Origin of the sequence: uncultured Pontibacter sp., from assembly GCF_947502515.1 — a bacterium.
Classification (GTDB): domain Bacteria; phylum Bacteroidota; class Bacteroidia; order Cytophagales; family Hymenobacteraceae; genus Pontibacter.
The window spans coordinates 22234-44640 of record NZ_CANNAI010000002.1; the positions used below are offsets into that span (position 1 = coordinate 22234).

Annotated in this window: 23 protein-coding genes and 1 tRNA gene; 13 read left to right on the top strand and 11 right to left on the bottom strand. The window is 48.9% G+C overall.

Annotated features, from left to right (window positions below):
* Positions 1–165 precede the first annotated feature (165 nt).
* The gene (gene greA, locus Q1A54_RS04865) at positions 166–639 is read left to right on the top strand and encodes a transcription elongation factor GreA (protein ID WP_007658900.1); all 474 of its coding nucleotides are present in this window, start codon (positions 166–168) and stop codon (positions 637–639) included.
* Positions 640–643: 4 nt separating this feature from the next.
* Positions 644–1045 carry an HIT family protein gene (locus Q1A54_RS04870; protein WP_299985506.1) on the top strand — a complete coding sequence of 134 codons (402 nt, stop codon included), beginning with the start codon at positions 644–646 and terminating at the stop codon, positions 1043–1045.
* A 65-nt stretch (positions 1046–1110) separates the two neighbouring features.
* On the opposite strand, the gene Q1A54_RS04875 is transcribed toward Q1A54_RS04870, so the two are convergent.
* The 4 genes from Q1A54_RS04875 to ruvC all read right to left on the bottom strand — a co-directional run bounded on the left by Q1A54_RS04875 (position 1111) and on the right by ruvC (position 4762).
* Positions 1111–2163: an MlaD family protein gene (locus Q1A54_RS04875; protein WP_299985508.1), complete on the bottom strand. Its 1053-nt coding sequence runs from the start codon at positions 2161–2163 to the stop codon at positions 1111–1113.
* Positions 2164–2943 carry an ATP-binding cassette domain-containing protein gene (locus Q1A54_RS04880; RefSeq protein WP_299985509.1) on the bottom strand — a complete coding sequence of 260 codons (780 nt, stop codon included), beginning with the start codon at positions 2941–2943 and terminating at the stop codon, positions 2164–2166.
* Complete coding sequence (locus tag Q1A54_RS04885; protein ID WP_196120585.1) at positions 2943–3761, bottom strand: ABC transporter permease; 819 nt, start codon at positions 3759–3761, stop codon at positions 2943–2945. Before Q1A54_RS04885 ends, Q1A54_RS04880 begins: the two co-directional genes overlap by 1 nt.
* Before the next feature lie 434 nt (positions 3762–4195).
* Positions 4196–4762 carry a crossover junction endodeoxyribonuclease RuvC gene (ruvC, locus tag Q1A54_RS04890; RefSeq protein ID WP_040574461.1) on the bottom strand — a complete coding sequence of 189 codons (567 nt, stop codon included), beginning with the start codon at positions 4760–4762 and terminating at the stop codon, positions 4196–4198.
* A gap of 25 nt (positions 4763–4787) precedes the next feature.
* Between ruvC and Q1A54_RS04895 the strand changes: the two genes are divergently transcribed.
* The 10 genes from Q1A54_RS04895 to Q1A54_RS04940 all read left to right on the top strand — a co-directional run bounded on the left by Q1A54_RS04895 (position 4788) and on the right by Q1A54_RS04940 (position 14152).
* On the top strand, positions 4788–5777 hold the full coding sequence (locus tag Q1A54_RS04895) for a lysylphosphatidylglycerol synthase domain-containing protein (RefSeq protein ID WP_299985513.1): 990 nt from the start codon (positions 4788–4790) through the stop codon (positions 5775–5777).
* On the top strand, positions 5777–6916 hold the full coding sequence (locus Q1A54_RS04900) for a glycosyltransferase (RefSeq protein WP_299985515.1): 1140 nt from the start codon (positions 5777–5779) through the stop codon (positions 6914–6916). Before Q1A54_RS04895 ends, Q1A54_RS04900 begins: the two co-directional genes overlap by 1 nt.
* Positions 6909–7166, top strand: a complete 258-nt coding sequence (locus Q1A54_RS04905) for a hypothetical protein (RefSeq protein WP_299985518.1) — start codon at positions 6909–6911, stop codon at positions 7164–7166. Before Q1A54_RS04900 ends, Q1A54_RS04905 begins: the two co-directional genes overlap by 8 nt.
* Before the next feature lie 221 nt (positions 7167–7387).
* Positions 7388–8611, top strand: a complete 1224-nt coding sequence (locus tag Q1A54_RS04910; RefSeq protein WP_196120581.1) for a GAF domain-containing SpoIIE family protein phosphatase — start codon at positions 7388–7390, stop codon at positions 8609–8611.
* A gap of 196 nt (positions 8612–8807) precedes the next feature.
* Entirely contained in the window at positions 8808–9443 is a 636-nt protein-coding gene (locus Q1A54_RS04915) for a polysaccharide deacetylase family protein (protein ID WP_299985520.1), read from the top strand.
* Positions 9440–10531, top strand: a complete 1092-nt coding sequence (locus Q1A54_RS04920; RefSeq protein ID WP_299985522.1) for a glycosyltransferase — start codon at positions 9440–9442, stop codon at positions 10529–10531. The genes Q1A54_RS04915 and Q1A54_RS04920 overlap by 4 nt, the downstream gene beginning before the upstream one ends.
* A 77-nt stretch (positions 10532–10608) precedes the next feature.
* Complete coding sequence (locus tag Q1A54_RS04925) at positions 10609–11376, top strand: TatD family hydrolase (RefSeq protein WP_299985524.1); 768 nt, start codon at positions 10609–10611, stop codon at positions 11374–11376.
* A gap of 3 nt (positions 11377–11379) precedes the next feature.
* Complete coding sequence (locus tag Q1A54_RS04930) at positions 11380–12444, top strand: asparaginase (RefSeq protein ID WP_299985526.1); 1065 nt, start codon at positions 11380–11382, stop codon at positions 12442–12444.
* Between the two features lie 80 nt (positions 12445–12524).
* Positions 12525–12612 (top strand) — tRNA-Ser (locus tag Q1A54_RS04935).
* Between the two features lie 457 nt (positions 12613–13069).
* The gene (locus Q1A54_RS04940) at positions 13070–14152 is read left to right on the top strand and encodes an NAD-dependent epimerase/dehydratase family protein (RefSeq protein WP_299985528.1); all 1083 of its coding nucleotides are present in this window, start codon (positions 13070–13072) and stop codon (positions 14150–14152) included.
* Positions 14153–14891: 739 nt separating this feature from the next.
* Here Q1A54_RS04940 and rlmH read toward each other — a convergent pair.
* Positions 14892–15365, bottom strand: coding sequence for a 23S rRNA (pseudouridine(1915)-N(3))-methyltransferase RlmH (gene rlmH / locus Q1A54_RS04945; RefSeq protein ID WP_299985530.1), 474 nt, complete (start codon positions 15363–15365; stop codon positions 14892–14894).
* 93 nt (positions 15366–15458) lie between these two features.
* A complete protein-coding gene (locus tag Q1A54_RS04950; RefSeq protein WP_299985531.1) occupies positions 15459–16505 on the bottom strand; it encodes an AI-2E family transporter in 1047 nt (348 codons plus the stop codon).
* A gap of 256 nt (positions 16506–16761) precedes the next feature.
* Here Q1A54_RS04950 and Q1A54_RS04955 point away from each other — a divergent pair, with 256 nt between their 5' ends.
* A complete protein-coding gene (locus Q1A54_RS04955) occupies positions 16762–16998 on the top strand; it encodes a hypothetical protein (protein ID WP_007658863.1) in 237 nt (78 codons plus the stop codon).
* A gap of 148 nt (positions 16999–17146) precedes the next feature.
* Here the strand turns inward: Q1A54_RS04955 and Q1A54_RS04960 are convergent, their stop codons facing one another.
* The 5 genes from Q1A54_RS04960 to Q1A54_RS04980 all read right to left on the bottom strand — a co-directional run bounded on the left by Q1A54_RS04960 (position 17147) and on the right by Q1A54_RS04980 (position 22050).
* Positions 17147–17398 carry a hypothetical protein gene (locus Q1A54_RS04960; protein WP_196120574.1) on the bottom strand — a complete coding sequence of 84 codons (252 nt, stop codon included), beginning with the start codon at positions 17396–17398 and terminating at the stop codon, positions 17147–17149.
* A 203-nt stretch (positions 17399–17601) separates the two neighbouring features.
* Entirely contained in the window at positions 17602–18687 is a 1086-nt protein-coding gene (locus Q1A54_RS04965) for an ABC transporter permease (RefSeq protein WP_299985534.1), read from the bottom strand.
* Positions 18684–20066, bottom strand: a complete 1383-nt coding sequence (locus Q1A54_RS04970; RefSeq protein WP_299985536.1) for an ABC transporter permease — start codon at positions 20064–20066, stop codon at positions 18684–18686. Before Q1A54_RS04970 ends, Q1A54_RS04965 begins: the two co-directional genes overlap by 4 nt.
* Before the next feature lie 7 nt (positions 20067–20073).
* The gene (locus Q1A54_RS04975) at positions 20074–21702 is read right to left on the bottom strand and encodes an ABC transporter substrate-binding protein (protein ID WP_299985538.1); all 1629 of its coding nucleotides are present in this window, start codon (positions 21700–21702) and stop codon (positions 20074–20076) included.
* A 174-nt stretch (positions 21703–21876) separates the two neighbouring features.
* On the bottom strand, positions 21877–22050 hold the full coding sequence (locus Q1A54_RS04980; protein WP_299985540.1) for a hypothetical protein: 174 nt from the start codon (positions 22048–22050) through the stop codon (positions 21877–21879).
* Positions 22051–22407 lie beyond the last annotated feature (357 nt).

Sequence of the window (22407 nt, forward strand, 5' to 3'; positions counted from 1 at the left end):
GGGGGATGCCCGTGTGCATGTGGCTTGCCCAGAATTCCCGGCTTGCTTTGAAGCAGCCAGGCTGAAGAAGAAAAAATTAATCATCAACATATTAGGCAAAAAGAACGGTTATGTTTCACATAGCCGTTCTTTTTGTTTTTGTGTTTTAAAACGTGAAGACATATTATGAGCAACATTTCTTATTACACCGCTGAAGGTTTACAAAAGCTGAAGGAAGAGCTGCACGACCTTAAGACAAAAGGCCGCTCAGAAGTGGCCCGCCAGCTAGCAGAGGCACGCGACAAAGGCGACCTGAGCGAGAACGCCGAGTATGACGCCGCTAAAGACGCGCAGGGTCACCTGGAGCTGAAGATCGCCAAACTGGAGGAAGTGGTTGGTAACGCACGTCTCATAGACGAGTCGAACCTGGACACGAGCAAGGCACTGATTCTCTCCAAGGTGAAGATCAAGAACCTGAAGAACAACATGGTGATGGACTATACCCTGGTAGCGGAAGAAGAAGCGGACCTGGCTTCGGGCAAAATTTCGGTAAAGTCTCCGATCGGTAAAGGATTGTTGGGCAAGTCAGTCGGCGAAAAAGCCGAGATAACCGTACCAGCTGGTAAGATCGAGTTCGAAATACTGGAAATTAGTCGCTAAGCTTATGGAGCCATCTATCTTCACTAAAATTGTAAAAGGCGAGATCCCCGCTTACAAAATAGCCGAGGATGATCGCTACCTGGCCTTTCTGGATGTGTTTCCCACGACCAAAGGCCATACCCTCGTAATCCCTAAGCAACAGATCGACTACCTGTTTGACCTGGACGACGAGCTATACTTGGGCCTGATGGCCTTTGCCAAAAAAGTGGCTGCCGCAGTAGAAAAGGCGGTGCCATGCAAGCGCATTGGTGTAGCGGTGGTAGGGCTGGAAGTACCCCATGCGCACGTGCACCTGATTCCATTGAATAAGATGGCAGACATGAATTTTGCCAACAAACAGAAGTTCAGCAAAGAAGAGTTTGAAGAAGTAGCTGAAAAGATACGACAGGTATACGATGCCGCATAAGGTATAGCTATACCTGATAGGTTATTAAAAAAGGGGCGCATCTTGATGATGCGCCCCTTTCTGTTTTAGTTCTTTTGTAAGATCGAAGGTTTGAACTGTATAGTGTCAGTCGGTTGGGTCTGCTGCTGGGCGGGCTGTTGCTCCTGCTGCTTGGCCTGCTCGCGTGCCTGTCGCCTGAAGAAGCCTCTGAACAGGAAGTTGCTTTGTAGCGCCTCCATGTTCTGGTCCAGCTTTTCAGTTCCGGTCTCCAGGTTTTGCATCGTGCTTTGCAGCTGACGGGCAAACTGCTGATCGTTCAAGAGCACGCCCACGGCACTGTTGTTATTGTTCAGACGGCTGCTGGCCGTGCGCAGGTTTTCGGTTATTTCAGAAGTTGAAGCGGTGGCCTCTTCCAGCTGTGTCATCGAGTTCTTCAGCTGTTGGAATACTTCCTTATCAGTTGCAAGCTGGTTGGCCAATCCGCCTGGTGAGTTGAGTTTGTTGGTGAAAGCAGAAAGGGAGCGGGAGGCATTCACGGTACTTTGTGACGTACGCTGCAGGTTGCCCACCACATCACGGAAGTTCTGTGCCATGGTGGTGTCCGTAAGCAGGGCTCCTACTGTACCTTCGCCGTTTACCAACCGGGAGGTAAGTTGCTTAAAATCACCGGTGATCGCTACCAGGTTTTCGTTGTTCTGCTGCAGCTTCTCCATCAGGTCATCTGTGTTGAGCGGACTCACAGCCGTGATTCTGTCCCCGTCCTGAATAGGTGAGGCTGACTGGGTGCCACCGTCAATAACGATATTCTTGTTACCAATAAAGCTTTCAGAGCTGATGCGGGCTGAGGCGTTTTTGCGGATGTACTGCTGCACCTTCTCCTCAATGTTCATGACCACTTCTACCTGCGAGTCACCATAAAGGTTGATGGATTTGATCGTACCGATCTTTACACCCGAGAACCAGACATTATTGCCTGTGCGCAGACCGGCCACATCGTCAAATATGGCCGTAATCGTTATTGTGCTGATCAGTCGCTTCTGCTGACCGGCCAAGGTAAAGATTCCCGCCACCAGGATCACGATCGCCAGGAAAGTGAAAATGCCAACTATAACTGTGCGTTTATTATCTGCAGAACTCATCTAGTCTATAAAGTTGTAGTTATAAAATGATTGTACGCGTTCGTCATGACTATCGAACACTTCCTCAAACGTACCTTCGCGCTGGAACTGTCCGTCAAGTAGCATCACTACTCTGTCTCCTACGGCGCGGGCGCAGGTAAGGTCGTGCGTGATGATGATAGAAGAGGTGTTGAACCTGCGCTGCACCTCGTTGATCAGGTTATTGATTTCAATACAGGTGATGGGGTCAAGACCGGCGGTAGGTTCGTCGTACAGCATGATCTCGGGTTTCAAGATCAGCGTACGGGCAATGCCGATGCGCTTGCGCTGACCACCTGATAGCTCAGAAGGCATCTGGTTAATGGCCTGTGCAAGTCCCACGGCTTCCAGTACATAGTGAATCAGCTCTTCACGCTCGGCTTCCGACATGTGTTTGGCGTGCCGCACCAGCGGAAACTCCAGGTTTTCCCGTACCGTCATACTGTCGTAAAGGGCACTGTTCTGAAACGAGAAACCGATCTTGAGCCGAAGCGCATCCAGCTCCCGCGGCTTCAGTGTGCCGACTTCTTTGCCCAGCACATTGACATAGCCTTCGTCACCATACAACAGGCCCGAGATGATCTTGATCAGAACAGACTTACCTGTACCTGAACGACCCAGCACGACCAGGTTTTCCCCTTTGAACAGGTCCAGGTCCACGCCTTTGAGAACCTCAAAATCGTCGAATGCTTTTTTGAGGCCCCGGATAGAAATCACTTTCTCGTTTCTATCAATATTGGGATTTATTTCTTTTGCCTCCATTAAAAAGCTCTGATTGCGTTAATGACCTGCATGATAAGCAGCTCTTCAATAAAAATAAGGAACATGGCCGTTACCACCGACGAGTTGGCCGCTTTGCCCACGCCCTCAGTGCCCTTAGAAGAATTGTAGCCCTTGTAGCAACCTACCATACCGATGGTAAAGCCAAAAATCACCGACTTTACAGAAGAAGCAACGATGTCCAGAAAAGTGATGGCATCGAACACTTGGTAAAAGAAAGTGGTAAGCGTTGTCAACTCGTTCTGGTGCACATTCAGGTAGCCGCCCAGCAGGGACACGAGAGTGGTATACATCGTTAGCGCCGGAATCATTAAAGTAGAGGCCAACACCCGGCTCACCACCAGGAACTTAAACGGATTGGTGGCTGACACCTCCATGGCATCAATCTGCTCGGTTACCCGCATAGAGCCCAACTCAGCACCAATGGCGGAACCTACTCGGCCGGCTGCAATAAGCGCCGTCACTAGCGGACCGATGGCCCGGATGATCGCCACAGAAATAAGGGCAGGCAGGAGGGAGGTAGCACCAAAGTCGGCAAGGGAGGGACGCGACTGGTTGGTGAATACGATACCGATGATAAAGCCAGTGAGCGAGATGAGCGGCAGGGAGCGCACGCCTATTTCGTAACACTGCTTGATAATTTCTTTGAATTCGTATGGCGGGAACCACATTTCCTTGAAAAACCGCGCATTAAAACGGTATATATTGGCCAGCTCGACAAATATTCTGTCGAGTCTGCGTGTCGTTACATACCTGCGCCGGGCTGGAGCACTTCCCGGTTTATCTTTGTCTAAATCCATTTAAGCTTTTTAGGATTCGTCTGTACGCTGGCCCAAGTATAGGCAGCGGCAAATTAACTCAAAATTAAGAATAAGCCTGATGCTATGTTTAACTGTGTTCGCAAAAACATGTTTAAACTTTGTTTTGGCGTGGTATTTTGCATAAAGTGCAGGCTGAATTTTTACCCTCGCACAATGCTGATCAAGCAGGCTTATAAGCCTTACGAAAGATAGAGGCGATTTTTTACAAATCTGCGAAATATTTTCAAAAGCTTATACTTGGGGATGTTTAAGGGTAGGCGAGTTGGGGAGTTTGAGAGTGGGGAAGTCAGAAAGTATAAGAAACAGATTACCTGTCATTTCAAATACAATGAGAAATCTGGCGTAAAACAGTTCAGAATCCTGATTTCTCCCGAAGGTCGAAATGACAGGATAGGGCAAACAATACAGTAAAATTAAAGCTTTCTTTCAGGATTGTCGGTCAGGAAGGCTTTCCAGGAGTTGGCGCCTTTCTTGGCGTTGTTTCCTTTCTGGTAATGGTGGCAGAGGGCCACGGAGAGTGCGTCGGTGGCGTCGAACATCTTCGGGTCGGGCTGGATCTTGAGGATCTGAACGAGCATGCTCGCCACCTGCTCTTTGGAAGCGTTGCCGTTTCCGGTCACAGATTGCTTTACTTTTTTGGGAGCGTACTCCACATAAGGGATGTCACGGGAGAGGGCAGCTGCGATGGCAACTCCCTGTGCGCGACCAAGTTTGAGCATACTCTGCACGTTCACGCCAAAGAAAGGCGACTCGATGGCCAGCTCGTCGGGCAGGTATTCGTCGATGAGCTGTATCATGCGGTCAAAAATTTTCTTTAACTTGATGGCGTGGTTGCTGTAGCTTTTGAGGTGAATAACGCCATACTGCACTACTTTTACCTTGGAGCCTGTCACTTCAATCAAGCCGTAGCCCATCACTTGTGTGCCAGGGTCAATGCCAAGTATTAATTTATTGGGTGGGAGTGCAGAAGAGTAAACCATAGGAGGCGCAATTTAAGACAATATCTTGAACATTACCCGCAACAGAAGGTTCCTTTTAGTCGCCGGCAAAATTGTCGTGGTGCTGCTCACGCTATACTTCCTATACCTGGCCATTTTCACGACACCAGACACGCTGCTCTCCTGGCAAGGTATACTGCGGGCGGCCCGCCAAAGTGATTATACTTTTCTGCTGATTCTGAGTGCCTTGCTTATACCTGCCAATTGGGGACTCGAGGCCTGGAAGTGGCAGCTGCTGGGGCAGAAACTGGAGCGCATTTCCTACCTAAGGGCTTTCCGTGCAGTCATGGTTGGGCTCACGCTCGGCTTCATCACCCCCAACCGACTCGGCGACTACGCCGGTCGGGTGCTGGAGCTTAAAAGCAAAGAGCGGTTGGAAGGTATAGGCGCCGTCTTCATCGGCAGGTTTTGTCAGTTGGTGGCGACGGTACTGGTGGGTTCTCTTGGACTGTTCTACTTTGCTTTGCTGCTTTACTGGAGAGATTACCCGGCTATCTGCCTGAGTGTATTTTTTCTATTGCTTGTACTCAACGTGGCCATGCTGCTTTTGCTCTTTAATGCCCGTGCCATGGTGGCTCTAGTCGCTGCGGTTGGTCCGCTGCGCAAACTGGCCAAGTACCTGGCTATCATGGGGCGCTATACCTTCGTGGAGATGAACAAGGTCCTGCTGCTGTCGCTGCTGCGCTACTTCGTGTTTCTGCTGCAGTTCGTGCTGTTGCTGGTACTGTTTGAGGTGCGGCTGAGTCCGGTGGAGTACATCAGTGGCGTGTCGACTGCTTTTTTCCTGAAGTCAGTGGTACCATCAGTGTCATTGCTGTCGGATCTGGGCGTGCGGGAGCTGTCGGCCATGTATGTGTTCGGCTTGCTGGGGCAGGAGCGCCTGCAGGTGCTGAGTGCCAGTCTGAGCCTGTGGTTGCTGAACATTGTGGTGCCTAGTGCTGTGGGTTTGTTTTTTGTACTGCGCCTGAAGCTCGGCAGGAGAGGAGGTGCCGCCTGATGTTCGTGCTGCTATTGTTGCTTTCGCTGCTAGCCTACGGCTGGCTTATTATAAGAGCATTCTTTGCCTGGAAGCGCCTGTTGGTGCCGGCTATACCTGCCGGGTTTATACCTGCCACTAAAATTTCGGTGATCATCCCTGTTCGCAACGAGGCGCAACAAATACCTGTTCTGCTGCAGGACCTGGAAAAGCAGAACTACCCGGCGGAGCTCTTTGAGGTACTGGTGGTGGACGATCACTCCGATGACGGCACTGCTCAACTGATTCAAGAATTTATAGCTGCTACTAAGCTGCAGTTGCGTTTGATCCGGCTGGCTGGGCACACGGAAGCTACAGGCAAAAAAGCCGCTATCAAACAAGGTATAACCCAGGCCAGTAGTGAGCTCCTGGTTTTTACCGATGGTGACTGCCGTGTGCAGCCGGACTGGCTTCTATACTTCGCCCATACCTACGAAACGCAGCAGGCATTTTTCATATCAGGACCTGTGAGTTTTCACAATACCCATACTTTGCTGCAGCGCATGCAGCTGGTCGAGTTCGCATCGTTGATCGGAGTGGGAGGAGCCTCCATTGGGCTGCGACAACCTAATATGTGCAATGGTGCCAACCTGGCTTACACCCGGGCAGTTTTCGAAGAGGTGGGTGGCTTTGCCGGAAACGAAGGTATAGCAAGCGGTGATGATGAATTTTTGCTGCATAAAGTAAACCAGCTATACCCGGAGCGAATTGCTTTTCTGAAGCATCCCGGAGCCATTGTGCATACTGAGGCACGCAAAACGGTGCGTAGTTTTATATCACAGCGGGTGCGCTGGGCAAGCAAGTGGCAGAGCTATCAGAGCCTGGCAGTGAAGCTGGTGGCCCTTACTGTGTTTGCTGTCAATTTACTGCTGTTTCTGGCCATACCGAGCGTACTGCTGGGCTGGCTTTCGTTTTGGACTTTTCTGGCGGCCTATGCTGCTAAGTTCCTGATAGATTTCCTGTTTTTAAACCAAATACTGACTTTCATGGGGCGGCAAAATTATCTGATTTTTATGCTCCCCCTGCAGCTTGTTTACATTCCTTACGTACTATATACCGCCCTCAGCGGCCTCACAGGTCGCTATACATGGAAAGGCCGAACCATCCGAAATCATGACTGAGAATGAATTTGCTATCATGGACGAACTTTATTTTGTGACGTCCTACGCTGACCTCAAAAGCACCAGCGCACTAACTGATGAAGAACTCTGCGCGGCCCTGCGCGACCTGATCTCCAAAGGCTATATCAGAATCCTGTACCCGGACCCGGATACGGAGCATGCATACGATGAGTCTAAATTTGGGAAGCACTGTCAGGAGTACTTTTACCTGGCCACCAAAGCGGGGTTGGTGGTGCATAACTCTATCTGATGGTGATATTTTTCACCGCAAGGCCGAACAAATACCTGGACTACGTAGTTGCAAGTGTGCGCATGTGACGAATACGTATTATTTCAAAGGAATTGTAGGGTGTGGTAAAGAATGCGATTGATTTTTTGTAAATTTACCCGGTATATGCCTGCGTGACAGGTGTAACTGGCGGCAGAGCCCCCGAGTGCGGGTTTCTCGCCAACCCTAAACTATGAAACCGAATGCCTGATATAGTAGCTCCGAACATACAGCAAGAGTTAAACCTCAAAAAGCTGGAATTATCGGCCTTGTTGGAAATCACGCAGGCGATTAACGACAACCTGCCCGAAGAGGCGCTCTACAAAATCTACCGCTTTACGCTACTCGCACAGTTGCAGATCAACCGACTGGCCCTGTTTGTGCACGACGAGAAGTGGGACTGCAAAGTAAGTTTTGGCACCGACCTGGAAGCCGCCAAGCAACACCTCCCCGAAACCATTCTCGAACTCAAGGAAATCACCCGCATATCCAAGCTGAGCGTGGACAAGAAGTGGCGTAACTTCGAGATTGTGATCCCGATCCTACACAATGGCAAAGTGCTCGCCTTTGTGATGATCGGCAAGATTCAGCCCTACTATACCAATATTGAGGCGCTGAACTTTGTGCAGACGGTGAGTAATATCATGCTCGTGGCCATCGAAAATCACCGCATGGCCCGTCAGCGACTGGCACAGGAATCGATCCGGAAGGAGATCGAGATTGCCCGTGAAGTGCAGTCCATGCTCTTCCCCAAAAAGCTGCCCAACGACAAAGACGTGGCTATACACGCCAGTTATATTCCGCACTCTTCCATTGGTGGCGACTACTATGATTTCATCGAGATCGACCAGGACCAGTTTCTGTTCTGCGTAGCCGACGTATCGGGCAAGGGTGTACCGGCTTCGCTGCTGATGTCGAACTTCCAGGCTGGTTTGCGCACAATCATACGTCAGACATCGGATCTGAACACGGTCGTTTCTGAGCTCAACCACCTGATCTACCGCAATGCGATCGCTGAGAAGTTCATCACTACCTTTGTCGCCATCTTTAACCGCAGTACCCGCGAACTGAGCTATGTGAATGCCGGCCACAACGCCCCGGTTCTGCTCTACGAAAACAATACCCACGACCTGCTAAACGACGGCTGCACCATGCTGGGTGTGTTTGATGTGCTGCCTTTCATGAACGTAGGCAAGATTCATGTGCCGCACAATGCCGTGCTGCTTTGCTACACCGACGGCCTGACAGAGGTGTTTGATGAAGATGAATCGGAATTTGGTATTGAAGGTACGATCGACTTCCTACAGAAAAACCGCTTCCTGAGCTCTAAAATGCTGCACCTGCAACTGCTCAACGCAATCAACCTCTTCAATGAAGAAGCTTCTTTCAACGACGATATCACCCTGCTATCGTGTAGGTTTAAATAGCTTTGATTGTTGATTGCCTATAGTTGATTTTTGAGCTTCGAAAGGATTAGTGGTACCCTTGCTCATGGCTCATGCAGCGGAACCCTGTGAAAACTTATGCGATTTGCCGCAGGATAGCTCTCGCAAGTTGAGTGTATAGGCTAGGCGATTAAAAATAAGCGATTTAACAATCAATAATTAACCATCAACAATTAATTTGCTCCGCCTCTACAAGACACCCGCTTTGCTTCGCCGGCTTTTGCCTGGCTATACCTGGCTGCGGGAAGAGCAGGGGAAAGTGCTATACCTGACTTTCGATGACGGACCTATACCGGAGGTGACTCCCTGGGTGCTGGAGCAATTGGCGCATTACAAAGCCCAGGCTACTTTCTTTGCTGTAGGTGATAATTTGGTGAAGCACCAAGGTATAGCGGAGCAGATACTAGCGCAGCGGCACAGGCTCGCTAATCACACACACAATCACTTGCGGGGCTGGGAAACTTCACTGGAGCATTATCTCGAAAATGTGCAGCAGTGTCAGCAGGAGCTGGAACGTCTAAACCCCAATTCAGCTCAGCCAAAGCTCTTCCGACCTCCTTACGGGCGCATTACGCCGAAACAGGCAGCAGCCCTGCGACCAGCGTATGAACTGGTGATGTGGGACGTGCTCACCAACGATTACGACCGTTCGCTTAGTCCCGAAAAATGCCTGCGTGAAGCCATTCGCTGTACCCAAAGCGGCAGCATCATCGTATTCCACGACAGCCTGAAGGCCCAGCGAAACATGCAATACGCCCTGCCCCGTTTTTTAGACCATTTTACCGCACAGGGCTATACCTTCCAGACCCTATGATGGTATCCGTCGCCTATTTTATACTTTACTTTATTGTCTTTACAGCGCTTCTTCTGTTGCTGCTCTTCAACCGCAGGCGCTATACCTCAACGGTTGTAAACTTTCCGCAGGTCAGCATCCTGATCGCTGCCCGTAACGAGGAGCACAATATTCTGGCTTGTTTGCAGGCCATTGCCGCACTTGATTATCCAGCTGATAAGATCGAAGTACTGATAGGTGATGATGGCTCCACGGATCAGACGCGTGCCTTGGTAGAAGCCTATATAAAGGACAAGCCTGGCTATACCTGCCTACCGATTACCGGCACAGTGGGGCAGGCGAGGGGCAAGGCCAATGTGCTGGCGCAGCTGGCCCGGAAAGCAAGTTCCGACATCTTCCTCTTCACTGATGCCGACATCGAGGTGCCACCTACCTGGATCAAGGCCATGCTGGCTGGTCTAGACGAAAAAGTCGGTGTTGTGACAGGACTTACCACGGTGACGGGCAGTCGCCTGTTCGATAAGATGCAGCGCATGGACTGGCTATTTTCAATTGGGCTAATGCAGGTATTCAGTGACCTGAACATGCCGGTTACCACCATGGGCAATAATATGCTGCTCACCCGCAAGGCCTATGAATCGGTGGGCGGTTTTGAGAACATTCCGTTTTCAATCACAGAAGACATCGCCATATTTAATCAGATACTGAAGCGTGGCTTCGGCTTCCGGAATCTGTACAACAACAGCGTATTGGCCTTGTCTGCACCCGCCCCAAATTATGGTGCACTGCTGGAGCAGCGCAAACGCTGGATGCGTGGCTCGGTGTATATGCCCAAGTATATGTTTGCGCTTTTTGTGCTGCACTCGGCCTACTATCCTGTTCTGATTCCGTTTTTCTTCAAGGCCTCTCTAGGTATAGCGCTCAGCATCGCGATCGTCAAACTTGTATTTCAAAGCCTATTCATGCACATCTGCCTCAAGCGCCTGCACCGAAGCGCCTCTTGGTGGCACTTCATTGCCTTTGAGCTATACCTGCTGGTGACTACTTTCATCCTGATCATTTACTTCTTTTTGCCTACCAAAGTCAGGTGGAAAGGGAGGAAGTATTAGGAGTTTATACTTCTCCTTGCAGCCTTAGCCATTAGTTCGGACCTTTGTGCCGAGATTTTTGATTCAAAACGACACAGATGACTTTAGTTGATTCGCACGCACATATCTATTCAGAGCAATTTAAGCAGGACCGGGAGGAGGCGCTTGCAAGGGCGCTGGCCGAGGGGGTAGAGAAGATCTACATGCCCAACATCGACCATACCTCTATTGATATCATGCTGGAGACGGAGGAGAAGCACCCAAACCAGTGCATTGCCATGATGGGCCTGCACCCGACTTCAGTGGACAAGGACTTTGAAAAAGAACTATACCTGGTGGAAGAATGGCTGGGCAAGCGCAAGTTTGCAGCCGTGGGCGAATGCGGCATCGACCTGTACTGGGACAAGACTTTTCTGCCACAGCAGCAGGAGGCCCTCAGAGTGCAGGTGGAGCTGGCAAAAAAGCACCAGCTTCCGATCGTGCTTCACACCCGAGACTCATTTGACGAAACATACGAGATCATCGCCGCTGCGCAAGACGGCAGTCTGAAAGGTATATTTCATTGCTTTTCGGGTACCGTGGAGCAGGCAGAGAAAGTAAAGGAACTCGGCTTCCTGATGGGTATAGGCGGTGTGGCTACCTTTAAGAACGGTGGCCTGGACAAGGTACTGCCGCATGTGAGCCTGGACAACCTGGTGCTCGAAACTGACTGTCCTTACCTGGCACCCGTGCCGCATCGTGGCAAGCGCAACGAGCCTGTATACCTGCCGTTGGTAGCCCGCCGCGTGGCCGAACTGATGCAGAAGCCCGTAGAGGAAGTGGCACAAACCACAACCTGCAACGCCCTCAACCTTTTTAAACTCTAAGTGATGGATGTAGTAAAAACCCATATTGACACCGCCGCACCCGCACATGCGGAGGCCTCCATTCTGATCATCTACACGGGAGGAACGGTAGGTATGGTGTATGACGAAAAACACCACCTGGTGCCTTTCAACTTTAGCCAGATACTGCAGAAAGTACCCGAGCTGAGCAACTTCAAGTATATGCTGACGGTGCTGAGCATAGAGCCGGCCATCGATTCGTCTAACGTGGCGCCAAGTGACTGGCTGATGCTGGCCAACCTGATCCGCGATAACTACTCCGATTATGATGGCTTTGTGGTTCTGCACGGCACCGATACTATGGCTTACAGCGCCTCCGCGCTTAGCTATCTGCTCGAGAACCTGGAGAAGCCTGTCATCTTTACAGGTGCGCAGGTGCCGATCGGGCGTACTCGTACCGATGCGCGCGCAAACCTGATATCGGCCCTGCAGATTGCGGCCACTAAAGTTAACGGGAAAAGCATTGTTCCCGAAGTTTGCATCTATTTCCATAACCTGCTTATCAGGGGGAACCGGGCCAAGAAAGTAGAGAGCCGGCATTTCAATGCCTTTAAGTCGGAGAACTACCCACTGCTGGCCAAAGCCGGGATCAGCATCGATTTTTATGAAAGTGCTATTTTGCCGCATCCGGAGAGACCATTACATGTGCACCAGCAACTGGATGACAATGTGGCGATCCTGAAGCTTTTTCCGGGTATAACACCCCAGGTAATGCGCAGTGTGCTGGAAGCGCCGGGATTGCGTGGGGTAGTACTGGAGACGTTCGGGGCAGGTAATGCGCCTACAGCAGGCTGGCTGCTCGAGATGCTGGAAGATGCTATATCAAGGGGAATTTACATCCTGAACGTATCGCAGTGCGACGAGGGCAGGGTAGACCAGGGCCGTTACGAAACCAGTAAATTCCTGCTCAACATGGGGGTGATCGGCGGCGATGACATCACGACAGAAGCGGCGATTACGAAGTTGATGTTTGTGCTCGGGCTCGACCTGCCGACAACGCAAACCCGTGAGCTGCTTGCCAGTAACTTGCGCGGTGAGATCAGCATCTAGCCCAGTGCAATATATTTAAGGTATAGCAGGTCAAAAATTTGCGATAGTGTAAGTTATTGGCGTATATTTGTACCCACAATAGAGAGCTGTCCGAGTGGTCGAAGGAGCACGCCTGGAAAGTGTGTATACCCCAAAAGGGTATCAAGGGTTCGAATCCCTTGCTCTCTGCGAAATACCATATTAATTAGTATAAAAAGCCCTTAAATCAGCGATTTAAGGGCTTTTTTGTTTTAGCACTACCTGAATTTTTATATTTTTGTTCCTTTCTGATGTGGCAAATTCGGGTATCCAGAGCATTCCGTTTTCGGGTACACGAATTGGTGTGTAACTAATTGTTTTTTTATACATACCTGTCAGACAGATCTGCTTTAAACATAAGGAGTCTGCCTTTGACACCATTCAAAGACACAGTACCACCCAGGTATAGCTGGAGGAGTGGAGTAACACATGGAAATTAAATTCTTAAGCCGTTAGCCACGCAAAATGCCCGACTCAACATTGAACCCATCTGTTACAGCTAAATTTACTTGTGAATATTCAATATTTAACTGTCTTTCAGTAGATGTAAAACGTATATAATCCTTTGTATATCAGCTATATTGATTGAAGGTATAGGCGGGTTAACATGGAGGCGTGTACAAGAGTGAGGAAAAGGAAAAGTGTTTTAATAACGGGTAGTGCAGGATTTATAGGCCATCACTTAATGCAGGCACTTCAGCAACATCCATACGAGGTGGTTGGTCTGGATAATATCAATGATTACTATGATCCCGATCTAAAATACGCCCGTTTAGCTAAACAGGGTTTTAAACGTTTGGAGATTGAGTCCGGGAACCTTGTTGAGAGTCAGTTGAATAAAAATTTCTCATTTATTCGCCTGGACCTGTCCGACAAAACCGTTCTTGAGCAGTTGTTTGGAGCAAGGCGATTTGATGTGGTGGTCAACTTGGCAGCGCAGGCAGGAGTAGCTTACAGTCTGGAGAACCCTATGGCCTACGTGGAAAGTAATCTGGTAGGCTTTGCAAATCTGCTGGAAGTCTGCCGTAAATACCCTGTGAAGCACTTCCTTTTTGCATCGTCTAGCTCCGTTTATGGGGAAAACGCGGAAATCCCATTTTCTGTAGACCATGTTACAGACCGTCCTGTTTCGTTCTATGCCGCTACCAAAAAGGCGAACGAGGTAATGGCTTATAGTTACGCACACCTCTATAAAATTCCGACTACCGGTATGCGTTTTTTTACAGTGTACGGACCTTGGGGGCGTCCCGATATGTCTTATTTCAGTTTTGCTAAAAGCATTATAGAAGGGCAGCCCATTCAGCTATACAACCAAGGGAATATGTGGCGGGACTTTACTTATGTTGGTGATGTTACTGCCGCTATTGTCAAACTGTTAAAAGCAGCTCCGAAAAGCAAAGCTGGTCATAAAGCAAGCGCTCCTTACCGCCTTTACAATATAGGAAACAATCAGCCGGTGCAGATTATGGAGTTGGTGGCTGCACTGGAACGACGCCTGCAGATGAAGGCGAACCTAGAGCTGATGCCGATGCGGCCTGGAGATGTGCCTGTCACATACGCTAATGTAGATGCACTTGTAGCTGCCATAGGCTACAGACCCCGAACCACTTTGAAACAAGGTATAGATCTTTTCATGAACTGGTTCGAAGGCTACTATGCAGAGCACAAAGTAGGGACGCAGAAGGTGTGATTCAGTTAATTTTTCCCACGAAGGTATAGCAAACTGAAGCGGACTTTACTGTCGTCACAAAGCCCTCGCTTGCTATACTGATCCCGCTGAATGATGAAGAAAGCAGCCATGCTGATGGTAGTCGCTGACTAACTGTAACAGAACAGCAGGAGCCGCAACGCACTTGATAAATTCGCAGCTTCCTGCAGTCAGAAGCTACAGGGGAGAAGCAGCCTCAGAAAGAACAAAAAGGTTGTCACCAACAAAAGGTAATCCTGCAACCTCTCCGTTACCTTATCGCAGGTCATCAATCAGAAGATGCAGGCATCGCTGTCGGCGGATATCGTATACCAGTGTGGTTTGCTGTCCAAGCCGTTTCACAGGGTATACTTCCGGGAACAAGTGATGGCACATATGGAGCAATTGCCCGAACAGCGTTTGAAGTACCCAATTCCGTGTACGCAAAAACATTGTGACACAACAGCCGACAGAATCTCTTACGTAGTTCAACCACTCGGAAAACAGCGCTATGTGATACCGGCCTCAGGTGTTGCTTTTGCAGGTGGTTTGTTATTGAATGATGCTAAACTTCAAAAAGTGGGACTTGAATCCCTTGCTCTCTGCTGCATAACCCGAAAGAGCTTGTAAGTGAATAACTTGCAGGCTATTTTGTTTGGCGCGTTTAATGGTTACTAGTAAGTGTATTTTCCCAATCTGATTCTATTGAGTTAAGTCCTTATATAAGGAGAACTCCTAAACCTTAGTCATGATGATACTTCTCTCCCCTCAGAATCGTGAAACCCCGGTATAGCTGCTCTACAAAAAACAAGCGGACCATTTGGTGCGAGAAAGTCATTTTAGAAAGAGAGATTTTGTCGTTGGCCCGCTCATAAATAGCAGGAGAGAAGCCGTAGGCGCCCCCGATGATGAAAACCAGGTTAGTGGTAACGGAGTTGAGTTTCTTTTGCAGGAAATGTGCGTATTCGGTAGAGGTAAAGGTTTTGCCTTTCTCGTCGAGCAACACCACATGGTCGCCGTCCTGTAGCTTTTGAAGTAGCAGTTTGCCTTCGGCCTCTTTCAGGTTTTCCTCTGTGAACTTTCCTCCCTGTTTGATGTCAGGTATAATGATGAACTCGAACGGATGGTAATGCTTCAGTCGCTTCATATACTTCTGTATACCCTCTTCCAGAAATGCCTCGTCAGTTTTACCGATCGCGATGAGCTTGATTTTCATATAGCACTTTTTCTGCCAATTTCGCTCAAAAAGCCGTGTTTCGCAAATTTGGCCGGAATCAGGGAAGTATAGATCAGTACCTGGTAAGCAGCTTTACTGATTTTTGGGCAGGTCACGCTCGAGGTAGTCTTTTATGTAAAGCTCCCGCACAAACACCTGCAGCACAGCCACCAGCGGGGCAGCCAGTATCACACCTAGCGGACCGACCAGTATACCGAAAAGTACCAGCGAGAGAAGGGTGATCACGGGTGAAATGTGCACGGTTTTTTCAAAGATGAGGGGCGCTAGCAGATAACTTTCAATAGACTGAATGATGAAGTAAAGGATGGCTACATACAGCGCCGTCATGGGGCCGTCCAGAAAGGCGATCAGGATGGCTGGGACAGAAGCAATAATGGGACCGACAGTAGGAATGAAATCCAGGAAGAAGGCGATAACGGCCAGCGCCAGTGCCATGGGTATACCGAGCAGCATCAATCCGACGGCCGTCAGAATGCCCACAAACACCATGGTGACGAGCTTCCCGAATAGCCACCACTTAAGTGTTTCATAGCTTTTGTCCAGCACTTCCCACAGCCGTGTGCGGTGCCGTACCGGAACCAGGCTAACAATGCCCTTCTGGTACTGTGCCGGGCTCGATGCGAAGAAAATACCGATCACAATCACGATAAACAGATCGGTGATGATGCTGATGGTGGAGGTAAAGAAAGTCTGAGCCTTATTCACGATTTCCTGTGTTTCAGGCATCATGCTCTCCTGGCTGCTCTCGAGCTCGTCGAGTGCTTTTGCGCCCCAGCTTGTTCGGCCCAACTGGTCCTTTAGTCGTTCGATGGAAGAGGGCAAGGTTTCACGCAAATCTTCTATCTGCGCTTGCACGGTAGGGGCAATGAGCCAACCTGCAAGAAAAATCAGCCCGAAAAACAACAGCGAAGAAAGCGCCAAAGCCAGCCCTTTGCCCAAACCTGTTTTATCATGCAGCCAATTGGTCATGGCACGTAGCAGCACGGCAAACAGGATGCTGGCGAACACCAGGAAGAAAAAATGCACAGCGTATAAAACCAAAGCCAGCGCAGCACTTAATAACAATACAACCGAGGTGGTAATGACAACTTTGCGGATAAATGAGATTTCTTGCTTCATGCACGTAAGCTATATGTAGCGATTGTTTCGAGTTTTATTCCTTGAAAGTTTATACTCGCTGCGTACTGTAAAGGATATGACATGCACCTTTTGGCATTAATGATAGCTACCTGATAGGGGTGGTGAATTTTTGGCAGATGTGATTGTTTAGCTTTATTCTAAATTACTGTATAACAAGGGGTGTATGCAACCTGTTGTGGGTAATAACAGGTAAATATGGATTAGAAGAATAATGTAGGACTTAAAAATTTTAGATATGGAAGCAACATGCAATAACTGCAATCATTGGGAGCAGGACCCAAACAAAGTACAACTTCAAAGCAATGAATTTGGCTTGTGCGATGAGTTAACCGGGCAGCATGCCCTGGAGCCGGCTTATGTGTTGCCGCTGGTACATGAAGGCCCGGAAGATAAGAAGCCCAGAAAATTTGAGATGATTACAGGGGCACAGTTCGGCTGTAATCACTTCAGTGAGCGCAAAGGGTGGGTATAAGCCCTTTGAGATAGGCTACAAAACAAATGCCCTGCAGGGGACTGCAGGGCAAATGCCTAATCTAAACACAAACAACCAACACTAATATTATCTATTCAATCTATTTCTATTCTATTCTATTCTATTCTCAAGGTGTAGCGGCCTTGTATTAGTAGCGTAGGTAAGGCATGTTGTTCACCCCGGAGAGCGAGTCCAGTATACCTACGAAATAATCGCCTATAAACAGACCAGTTCCTTTCTTAACCGCGTCTGAGCCTAATGACGAATTAATCACCTCCCCATCAATGGTAGAGTATTCCTGCGAATCCTCAACCTGGGAATTGCTTTTTGTAGTTTTTAAGTTGTTGCGGCAGCCAATGCTCTGCTTTGACATGCCGACTGTGCTTTCATAGATCTTCATGTGATTGGGTAGTTTGGTTTTGTATGATACAATAATACAGTAACGCACTCTCCTAACACAGGAAACATATTTTCATAAGGTAACTTGAATTATTTTAAATATAATTATAAATTAACTAACAAAATGTGCTTTGGTAGCTTCTTAATTGGGTATTTGCAAGCTATATGTGAGAGGGTATATGGTAAAAAGTAACAAAGGAGTGTTTACTTTTTATGCTGTAAGAAACGCAGAATGTAATAGCTGAAAGTCTGCAGAGCGAGGACTGTGAGTGATAGCATGGCACCAGGTATAGCAACGAGCCACCAGGCAGACGTGTTAGTGCGAATACCGGCTATCATCCTGCCCCAGCTCACCAGGTCGGTGCTCACGCCGATGTTCAGAAATGACAGCGTAGACTCCAGCATGAGCAAACCGGCTAAGCCAAATGAAAATGCGACCAGCACCGGCCCCAATAGGAGTGGAAGTGCATGTTGCACCAGAAGGCGTCTTTGTGTGAATCCCAGACTCGTAGCGGCCTCAAAAAAGGGCAGTTCTCTGATGCGGAGCATCTCTGCTCTTGCCAACCGGGCCGTTCCTGTCCAGAAAGTAAGTACGAGCAACACTGATAGAGCTGGCAGGGTAGGTGGTACTATAGCCGCTAGTACCAATATCAAAATTAATCGGGGGATGCTCGTCTGTATCTCAATTATTCTTAGCAAAAGCTCATCAGTTGGAAAATGAATCGTCCTTCTGAGAAAAGGCATTCGGTTGAAAAGCGGTGCAGAAACAAGTACAAACACTAAACTCAAGCTGATAGCAACAGTGCCTGTGAGCAAGAAGTCAGAGTAAGGGGCTCCCTGGCTGTACAACATTGTAGGGAGATAGATGCCATAATAGGTAAAAGGTAACAGGGCGAAGAGCAAAGCTGCCAGCAAGGACCGGCTTAGGCGCAGACGGCGGTTTCCGAAAAGTCCCGCTACTGCTCCAAGCATCAAGCCGATCAGGCTGGCCATCACCATAACAGGCAGACTGATGGCAAATGCCGTACGGATCCCATACAACACATTAGCTAATACATCACGGCCGAGGCCATCCGTTCCGAGCCAGTGCTTGGGTTTGTTAGTTTCGTTTCCCCATCCCAGTGGCGCTTGGAAGATCTGCTCCAGGTCCAGTTCGTTTGGCCCATAAGCAAGTGGCAACCAGGGAAGAGCCAGTGCGACAACAGTCAGCAAAATCAGGTATAGCAAGGATAGCCTGAAAGCCGGTGCCAGCTGCCATACCTCACGCGCTATGTGCCACAGCTTTTTCATGATGCATGGGCGCGTATACGCGGGTCAACCAGGGCATATAGCAGGTCAGACAGCAGGTGCGATAACAACCTGAACACAGCTGCGATGACAACGATGCCCACTATAACCGGATAGTCACGGGCCAGTACAGTGTCAATGAGCAATCGGCCAACGCCAGGTATAGCAAAAATGGTTTCGACAATAACGGCCCCAGCCACCAGGGCAGGCAGGTAATCAGACAAAAGCGTGATGACGGGCAGTAAGGCATTGCGCAGCATGTGCCTGCGAATGACGCGATGCTCAGAAAGACCTTTTGCTCGTGCCGTGCGGATATAGTCCTGCCCCGCGACCCCTGACATCGCCTGGTAAAACTGATTGGTGAGGTAAGGCAGGTTGGCCAGCACCAGGCAAATCATCGGGAGTGCCATGAACTGCAGCCATTGACCTGTTTGCTGTAGCCAGTTCTGGTCGTAAGCACTGTAGTAGCCCATACCATATACCGGGAAAAGCTGTAAAAATGCAGGACTCGCCAGCAGCACCAGCAAGAGCATGGCCAGGACAAAGAGGGGCACGCTATCCAGCAGGAAAAGAGAGGGAAGCAGCGTGCTGCGCCAGATGCGCCCGGAGCGGCGTATCATCAGGATGGCCATTTCCAGGGCAAGCAATGCCGCAACGACGATACTTGCTAGCAACAGCCACCAGGTGTTCCCGACCGCTTCGCCCAGCACGATGGTCACCGGCCTGCCGTCTCGCAGTGAAGTTCCTAGGCTTCCTTTTAACATTCCGGCTATCCAGCGGTGGTACTGATTCTGAGAACCGTGCCACTGTAGAGATGGGAGTAAATAGGTATAGCTGGAGGAATCAGTCATTAAGGTATCACCCTTAACTACCAACTCAGAAGTGATAGCTGATCTGGCAGGTAATTGCTGAGCTATACCTGACAGGGCTTGCCGGAGTTCGGCGTGCTCCTGGTGACTATAGATTGAGAAAATATGCTGTTGTACCTGCAGACGCTCTGTATCAGACAGGGCTTTTTCAAACTCTTTCAGGCTTCTGAAAAAGCGGGTGGCTGCCATTGGGTTGCCATACTGCCAGGAAAGCTTTTTCAGGAAGGTACGATCACGCTCCGGGAAAACACGGTGCAGGGTATCGGGTAAGGCGGCGGAGGTGATACTAAAATAAAACAGCGGCAGGTCCTGTCCGGTAGCCTCTAAAAACTGGCGGTAGTTATGCTCGCGCGATGCAACATCGCTTCGGCTGTAATAGCCCGCTTCCTGCTGCCCCAGGCTGGTGCTCCCAAAAGCGCCTGGCATCAGTTTACTCAGCAAAAAAATGGCAGATGCTATAAACCAGAGCGTAGGTATAGCCAGAAGAAGCCGCCTGAATACAAAAGTGGCCATAGCATCATCAAGGCTTTAGCATAAATGAACTTAGGTCGTAATAGGGGCGTACACCCGATACCCTGGTATTGGTGAACCTGCTGTGTATAGCTATTTTTTCTTTTCGGAAATAAAGTGGCACAAAAGCAGCTTCTTCCTGTATGATCTCCTGTAATCTGTGCAATTGCCGGGCTTTTTCAGTTTCGCTTTCAGTTTCATTGATCTGGTTCAGCAGTTGATCGCTCTCAGGCGTGCCAAAGCCAGTTGTGTTAAACCCGCCTGGGCCGGCAAAGCTCGTGTGGAAAAGGGGCTTAAAATTGAAGACGAAAGGATTGCCTGAAATGCCTCTGAAATGCATGTCATAATCCAGTTGCTCTATCTTCTGGTTGTAAACATTTCCCTCAAGCGGCTGCAAACTCACAGGTATACCTGCTTTGGCCGCGTGTTGCTGAAAGACTAGCGCCATTTGCTCGTACATGGTGTTGCCGGCTCTGTAGAGCAGCTCAATACGTAAATCTTCCCGCTGGCCATTCAGGTTTCTGTACCAGCCGTTTTGCTCCTGAATCCAGCCAGCAGCTTTTAGTAGCGTAACTGCCTGCTCAGGGTTGTACGGGCGGGGCCGTAGCTGTGGGTGGTAAAAGTCTTTCCGGTCAGGAGGTATAGGCCCTACTGTCGGCGTAGCATAGGACTGCTGGCTAACCCGGATCATGCCGTCCACATCCATCAGGTATGCAATAGCCTGCCTGGTTCGTTTGTCGCGGAACCTGGCCTTGCGCGTGTTAATCGCAGCGTAGATTAGGTCATAGCCTTGCGGGGTATGCAGCTCATAGTTTTTCAGGAAGTTGTCATCCTGCTGTAGCTGCTCAAATTCATTGACAGGGATATTGTCCAGCACATCGAGTTGCGCATTTTTGAGCGCCAGCAGGGCCGTGGTATTGTCAGGTACAATCTGAAAATTAATCTGCTCAGGATTGGCGTTGAGGTAACTGACGGCATTGCCTGTGTTCTTCCCCCACCAGTTGTCTTTGCGTTTCAGCACAACGTGCTGCCCTGTAGCCCACTCAGCTAGTCTATAGCCGGCACTTCCCTGCAATATGTCTTTGCTATCTGGTGAGCCCAGCTTGTTGCAGCGCGCCGCCACAGCCCGTGTATGAGCTGTGTTATACTGGGTGCTGTCAGCCTGCGACAATGCAGTGAAAGGTATAGCTGAAAAACTTCCCTGAGGATCAAGTAGATAAGCTGGCAAAATGAAGAAGTCACCGGTCAGGAGTTGCATTTCAGGTGTAAAACCCTGGCAAACCAGTGTGAATTTTTTGGGATCAGAAGCGTCTAACTGGATGTCTTGTATAAACTCAACCTGTGAGCGAATACTCTCATTCCGTATAAAAGGAGCTTTCAGCACCTTCAGGGTGAAGGCCACATCCTGCGCTGTAACGGGGCTTCCGTCAGACCATTCGGCCTCGGGGCGCAGTTGGTAATGGAAAAAAGTAAGCGAGTCTTTGCGCTCCACTTCCGGAAAAGCGGAGGCAAGACCCGGCTTCAGTGTGTTGTCTTCAAGATCTACAGTCAGCAGGCTTTGGTAGAGCAGATTGATTATCTGTAAGGCCTCTTGTGAGTTGTAGTTAATAGGGCTTATGTTTCCTGGGTCTATAGCCAAGCGCAGACGTACTTCATCAGGCTGCCGTGCTGGCTGACCGCAAAAATTTAGTAGTAATAATAAGCTTAGTAGGAATGCTTGAGTTTTCCTCATTTTATCTTGACTCCCTTTAGCTAAAATCGGGTAGAGGCAAGATAGGGAAAATACAGCAATTCCCAAGAATCGACTGCTTTCCTATTTCTCAATAGTTGTCCAAGTACCTGAGCCGCCCATTGCCTTCATGGCGTCGTCAGTTTTATTTGTATTAGTTGTTGTAGTTGTGCTTGTAGTAGTTGTTGTTTCCTTAGTAGTGTCAGTAGGAGTGCCCAACAACAGGTTCAGAATGATAGTGATGATGATAGTTGCCATGATTTCTAGGGGTTAAATCGGTTTATTATGTAACAAAGATTCAAACGGATCAGATGAAAAGAAAAGAAAGTTTTTAGATAAAGGTAACTATCAATATAAAAATATTAATTTATATTATATTTATAAAATCTATGAATGTATAGGCAGATGTTATTGTATTTGCATTTTAATATCTAATTAAGTTTTAAAAGTAACATTAGTCAGTTACATTTAAGCTAAAATTTATTGAAGTTAGTAGTAAAGCGTGCTTTTTGACTTTTAAAAAGCTAACAGATTTCTAATATATAGAATTTTTACTTGATAGTTTGCATGAAGGAAATTAAAAAACTGATTGATATCGTTCTTTCCTGTAGTCAG

Bases quoted from the DNA above. Each gene is read 5' to 3' on its own strand.
- ruvC (WP_040574461.1), bottom strand. From the start codon at position 4,762: ATGGTTTACTCTTCTGCACTCCCACCCAATAAATTAATACTTGGCATT.
- Q1A54_RS04920 (WP_299985522.1), top strand. From the start codon at position 9,440: ATGATGGTATCCGTCGCCTATTTTATACTTTACTTTATTGTCTTTACA.
- Q1A54_RS04960 (WP_196120574.1), bottom strand. From the start codon at position 17,398: ATGAAGATCTATGAAAGCACAGTCGGCATGTCAAAGCAGAGCATTGGC.
- Q1A54_RS04870 (WP_299985506.1), top strand. From the start codon at position 644: ATGGAGCCATCTATCTTCACTAAAATTGTAAAAGGCGAGATCCCCGCT.
- Q1A54_RS04925 (WP_299985524.1), top strand. From the start codon at position 10,609: ATGACTTTAGTTGATTCGCACGCACATATCTATTCAGAGCAATTTAAG.
- Q1A54_RS04905 (WP_299985518.1), top strand. From the start codon at position 6,909: ATGACTGAGAATGAATTTGCTATCATGGACGAACTTTATTTTGTGACG.
- Q1A54_RS04965 (WP_299985534.1), bottom strand. From the start codon at position 18,687: ATGAAAAAGCTGTGGCACATAGCGCGTGAGGTATGGCAGCTGGCACCG.
- Q1A54_RS04910 (WP_196120581.1), top strand. From the start codon at position 7,388: ATGCCTGATATAGTAGCTCCGAACATACAGCAAGAGTTAAACCTCAAA.
- Q1A54_RS04955 (WP_007658863.1), top strand. From the start codon at position 16,762: ATGGAAGCAACATGCAATAACTGCAATCATTGGGAGCAGGACCCAAAC.
- Q1A54_RS04875 (WP_299985508.1), bottom strand. From the start codon at position 2,163: ATGAGTTCTGCAGATAATAAACGCACAGTTATAGTTGGCATTTTCACT.
- Q1A54_RS04885 (WP_196120585.1), bottom strand. From the start codon at position 3,761: ATGGATTTAGACAAAGATAAACCGGGAAGTGCTCCAGCCCGGCGCAGG.
- Q1A54_RS04930 (WP_299985526.1), top strand. From the start codon at position 11,380: ATGGATGTAGTAAAAACCCATATTGACACCGCCGCACCCGCACATGCG.
- Q1A54_RS04880 (WP_299985509.1), bottom strand. From the start codon at position 2,943: ATGGAGGCAAAAGAAATAAATCCCAATATTGATAGAAACGAGAAAGTG.
- Q1A54_RS04900 (WP_299985515.1), top strand. From the start codon at position 5,777: ATGTTCGTGCTGCTATTGTTGCTTTCGCTGCTAGCCTACGGCTGGCTT.
- Q1A54_RS04940 (WP_299985528.1), top strand. From the start codon at position 13,070: ATGGAGGCGTGTACAAGAGTGAGGAAAAGGAAAAGTGTTTTAATAACG.
- greA (WP_007658900.1), top strand. From the start codon at position 166: ATGAGCAACATTTCTTATTACACCGCTGAAGGTTTACAAAAGCTGAAG.
- Q1A54_RS04950 (WP_299985531.1), bottom strand. From the start codon at position 16,505: ATGAAGCAAGAAATCTCATTTATCCGCAAAGTTGTCATTACCACCTCG.
- rlmH (WP_299985530.1), bottom strand. From the start codon at position 15,365: ATGAAAATCAAGCTCATCGCGATCGGTAAAACTGACGAGGCATTTCTG.
- Q1A54_RS04970 (WP_299985536.1), bottom strand. From the start codon at position 20,066: ATGGCCACTTTTGTATTCAGGCGGCTTCTTCTGGCTATACCTACGCTC.
- Q1A54_RS04980 (WP_299985540.1), bottom strand. From the start codon at position 22,050: ATGGCAACTATCATCATCACTATCATTCTGAACCTGTTGTTGGGCACT.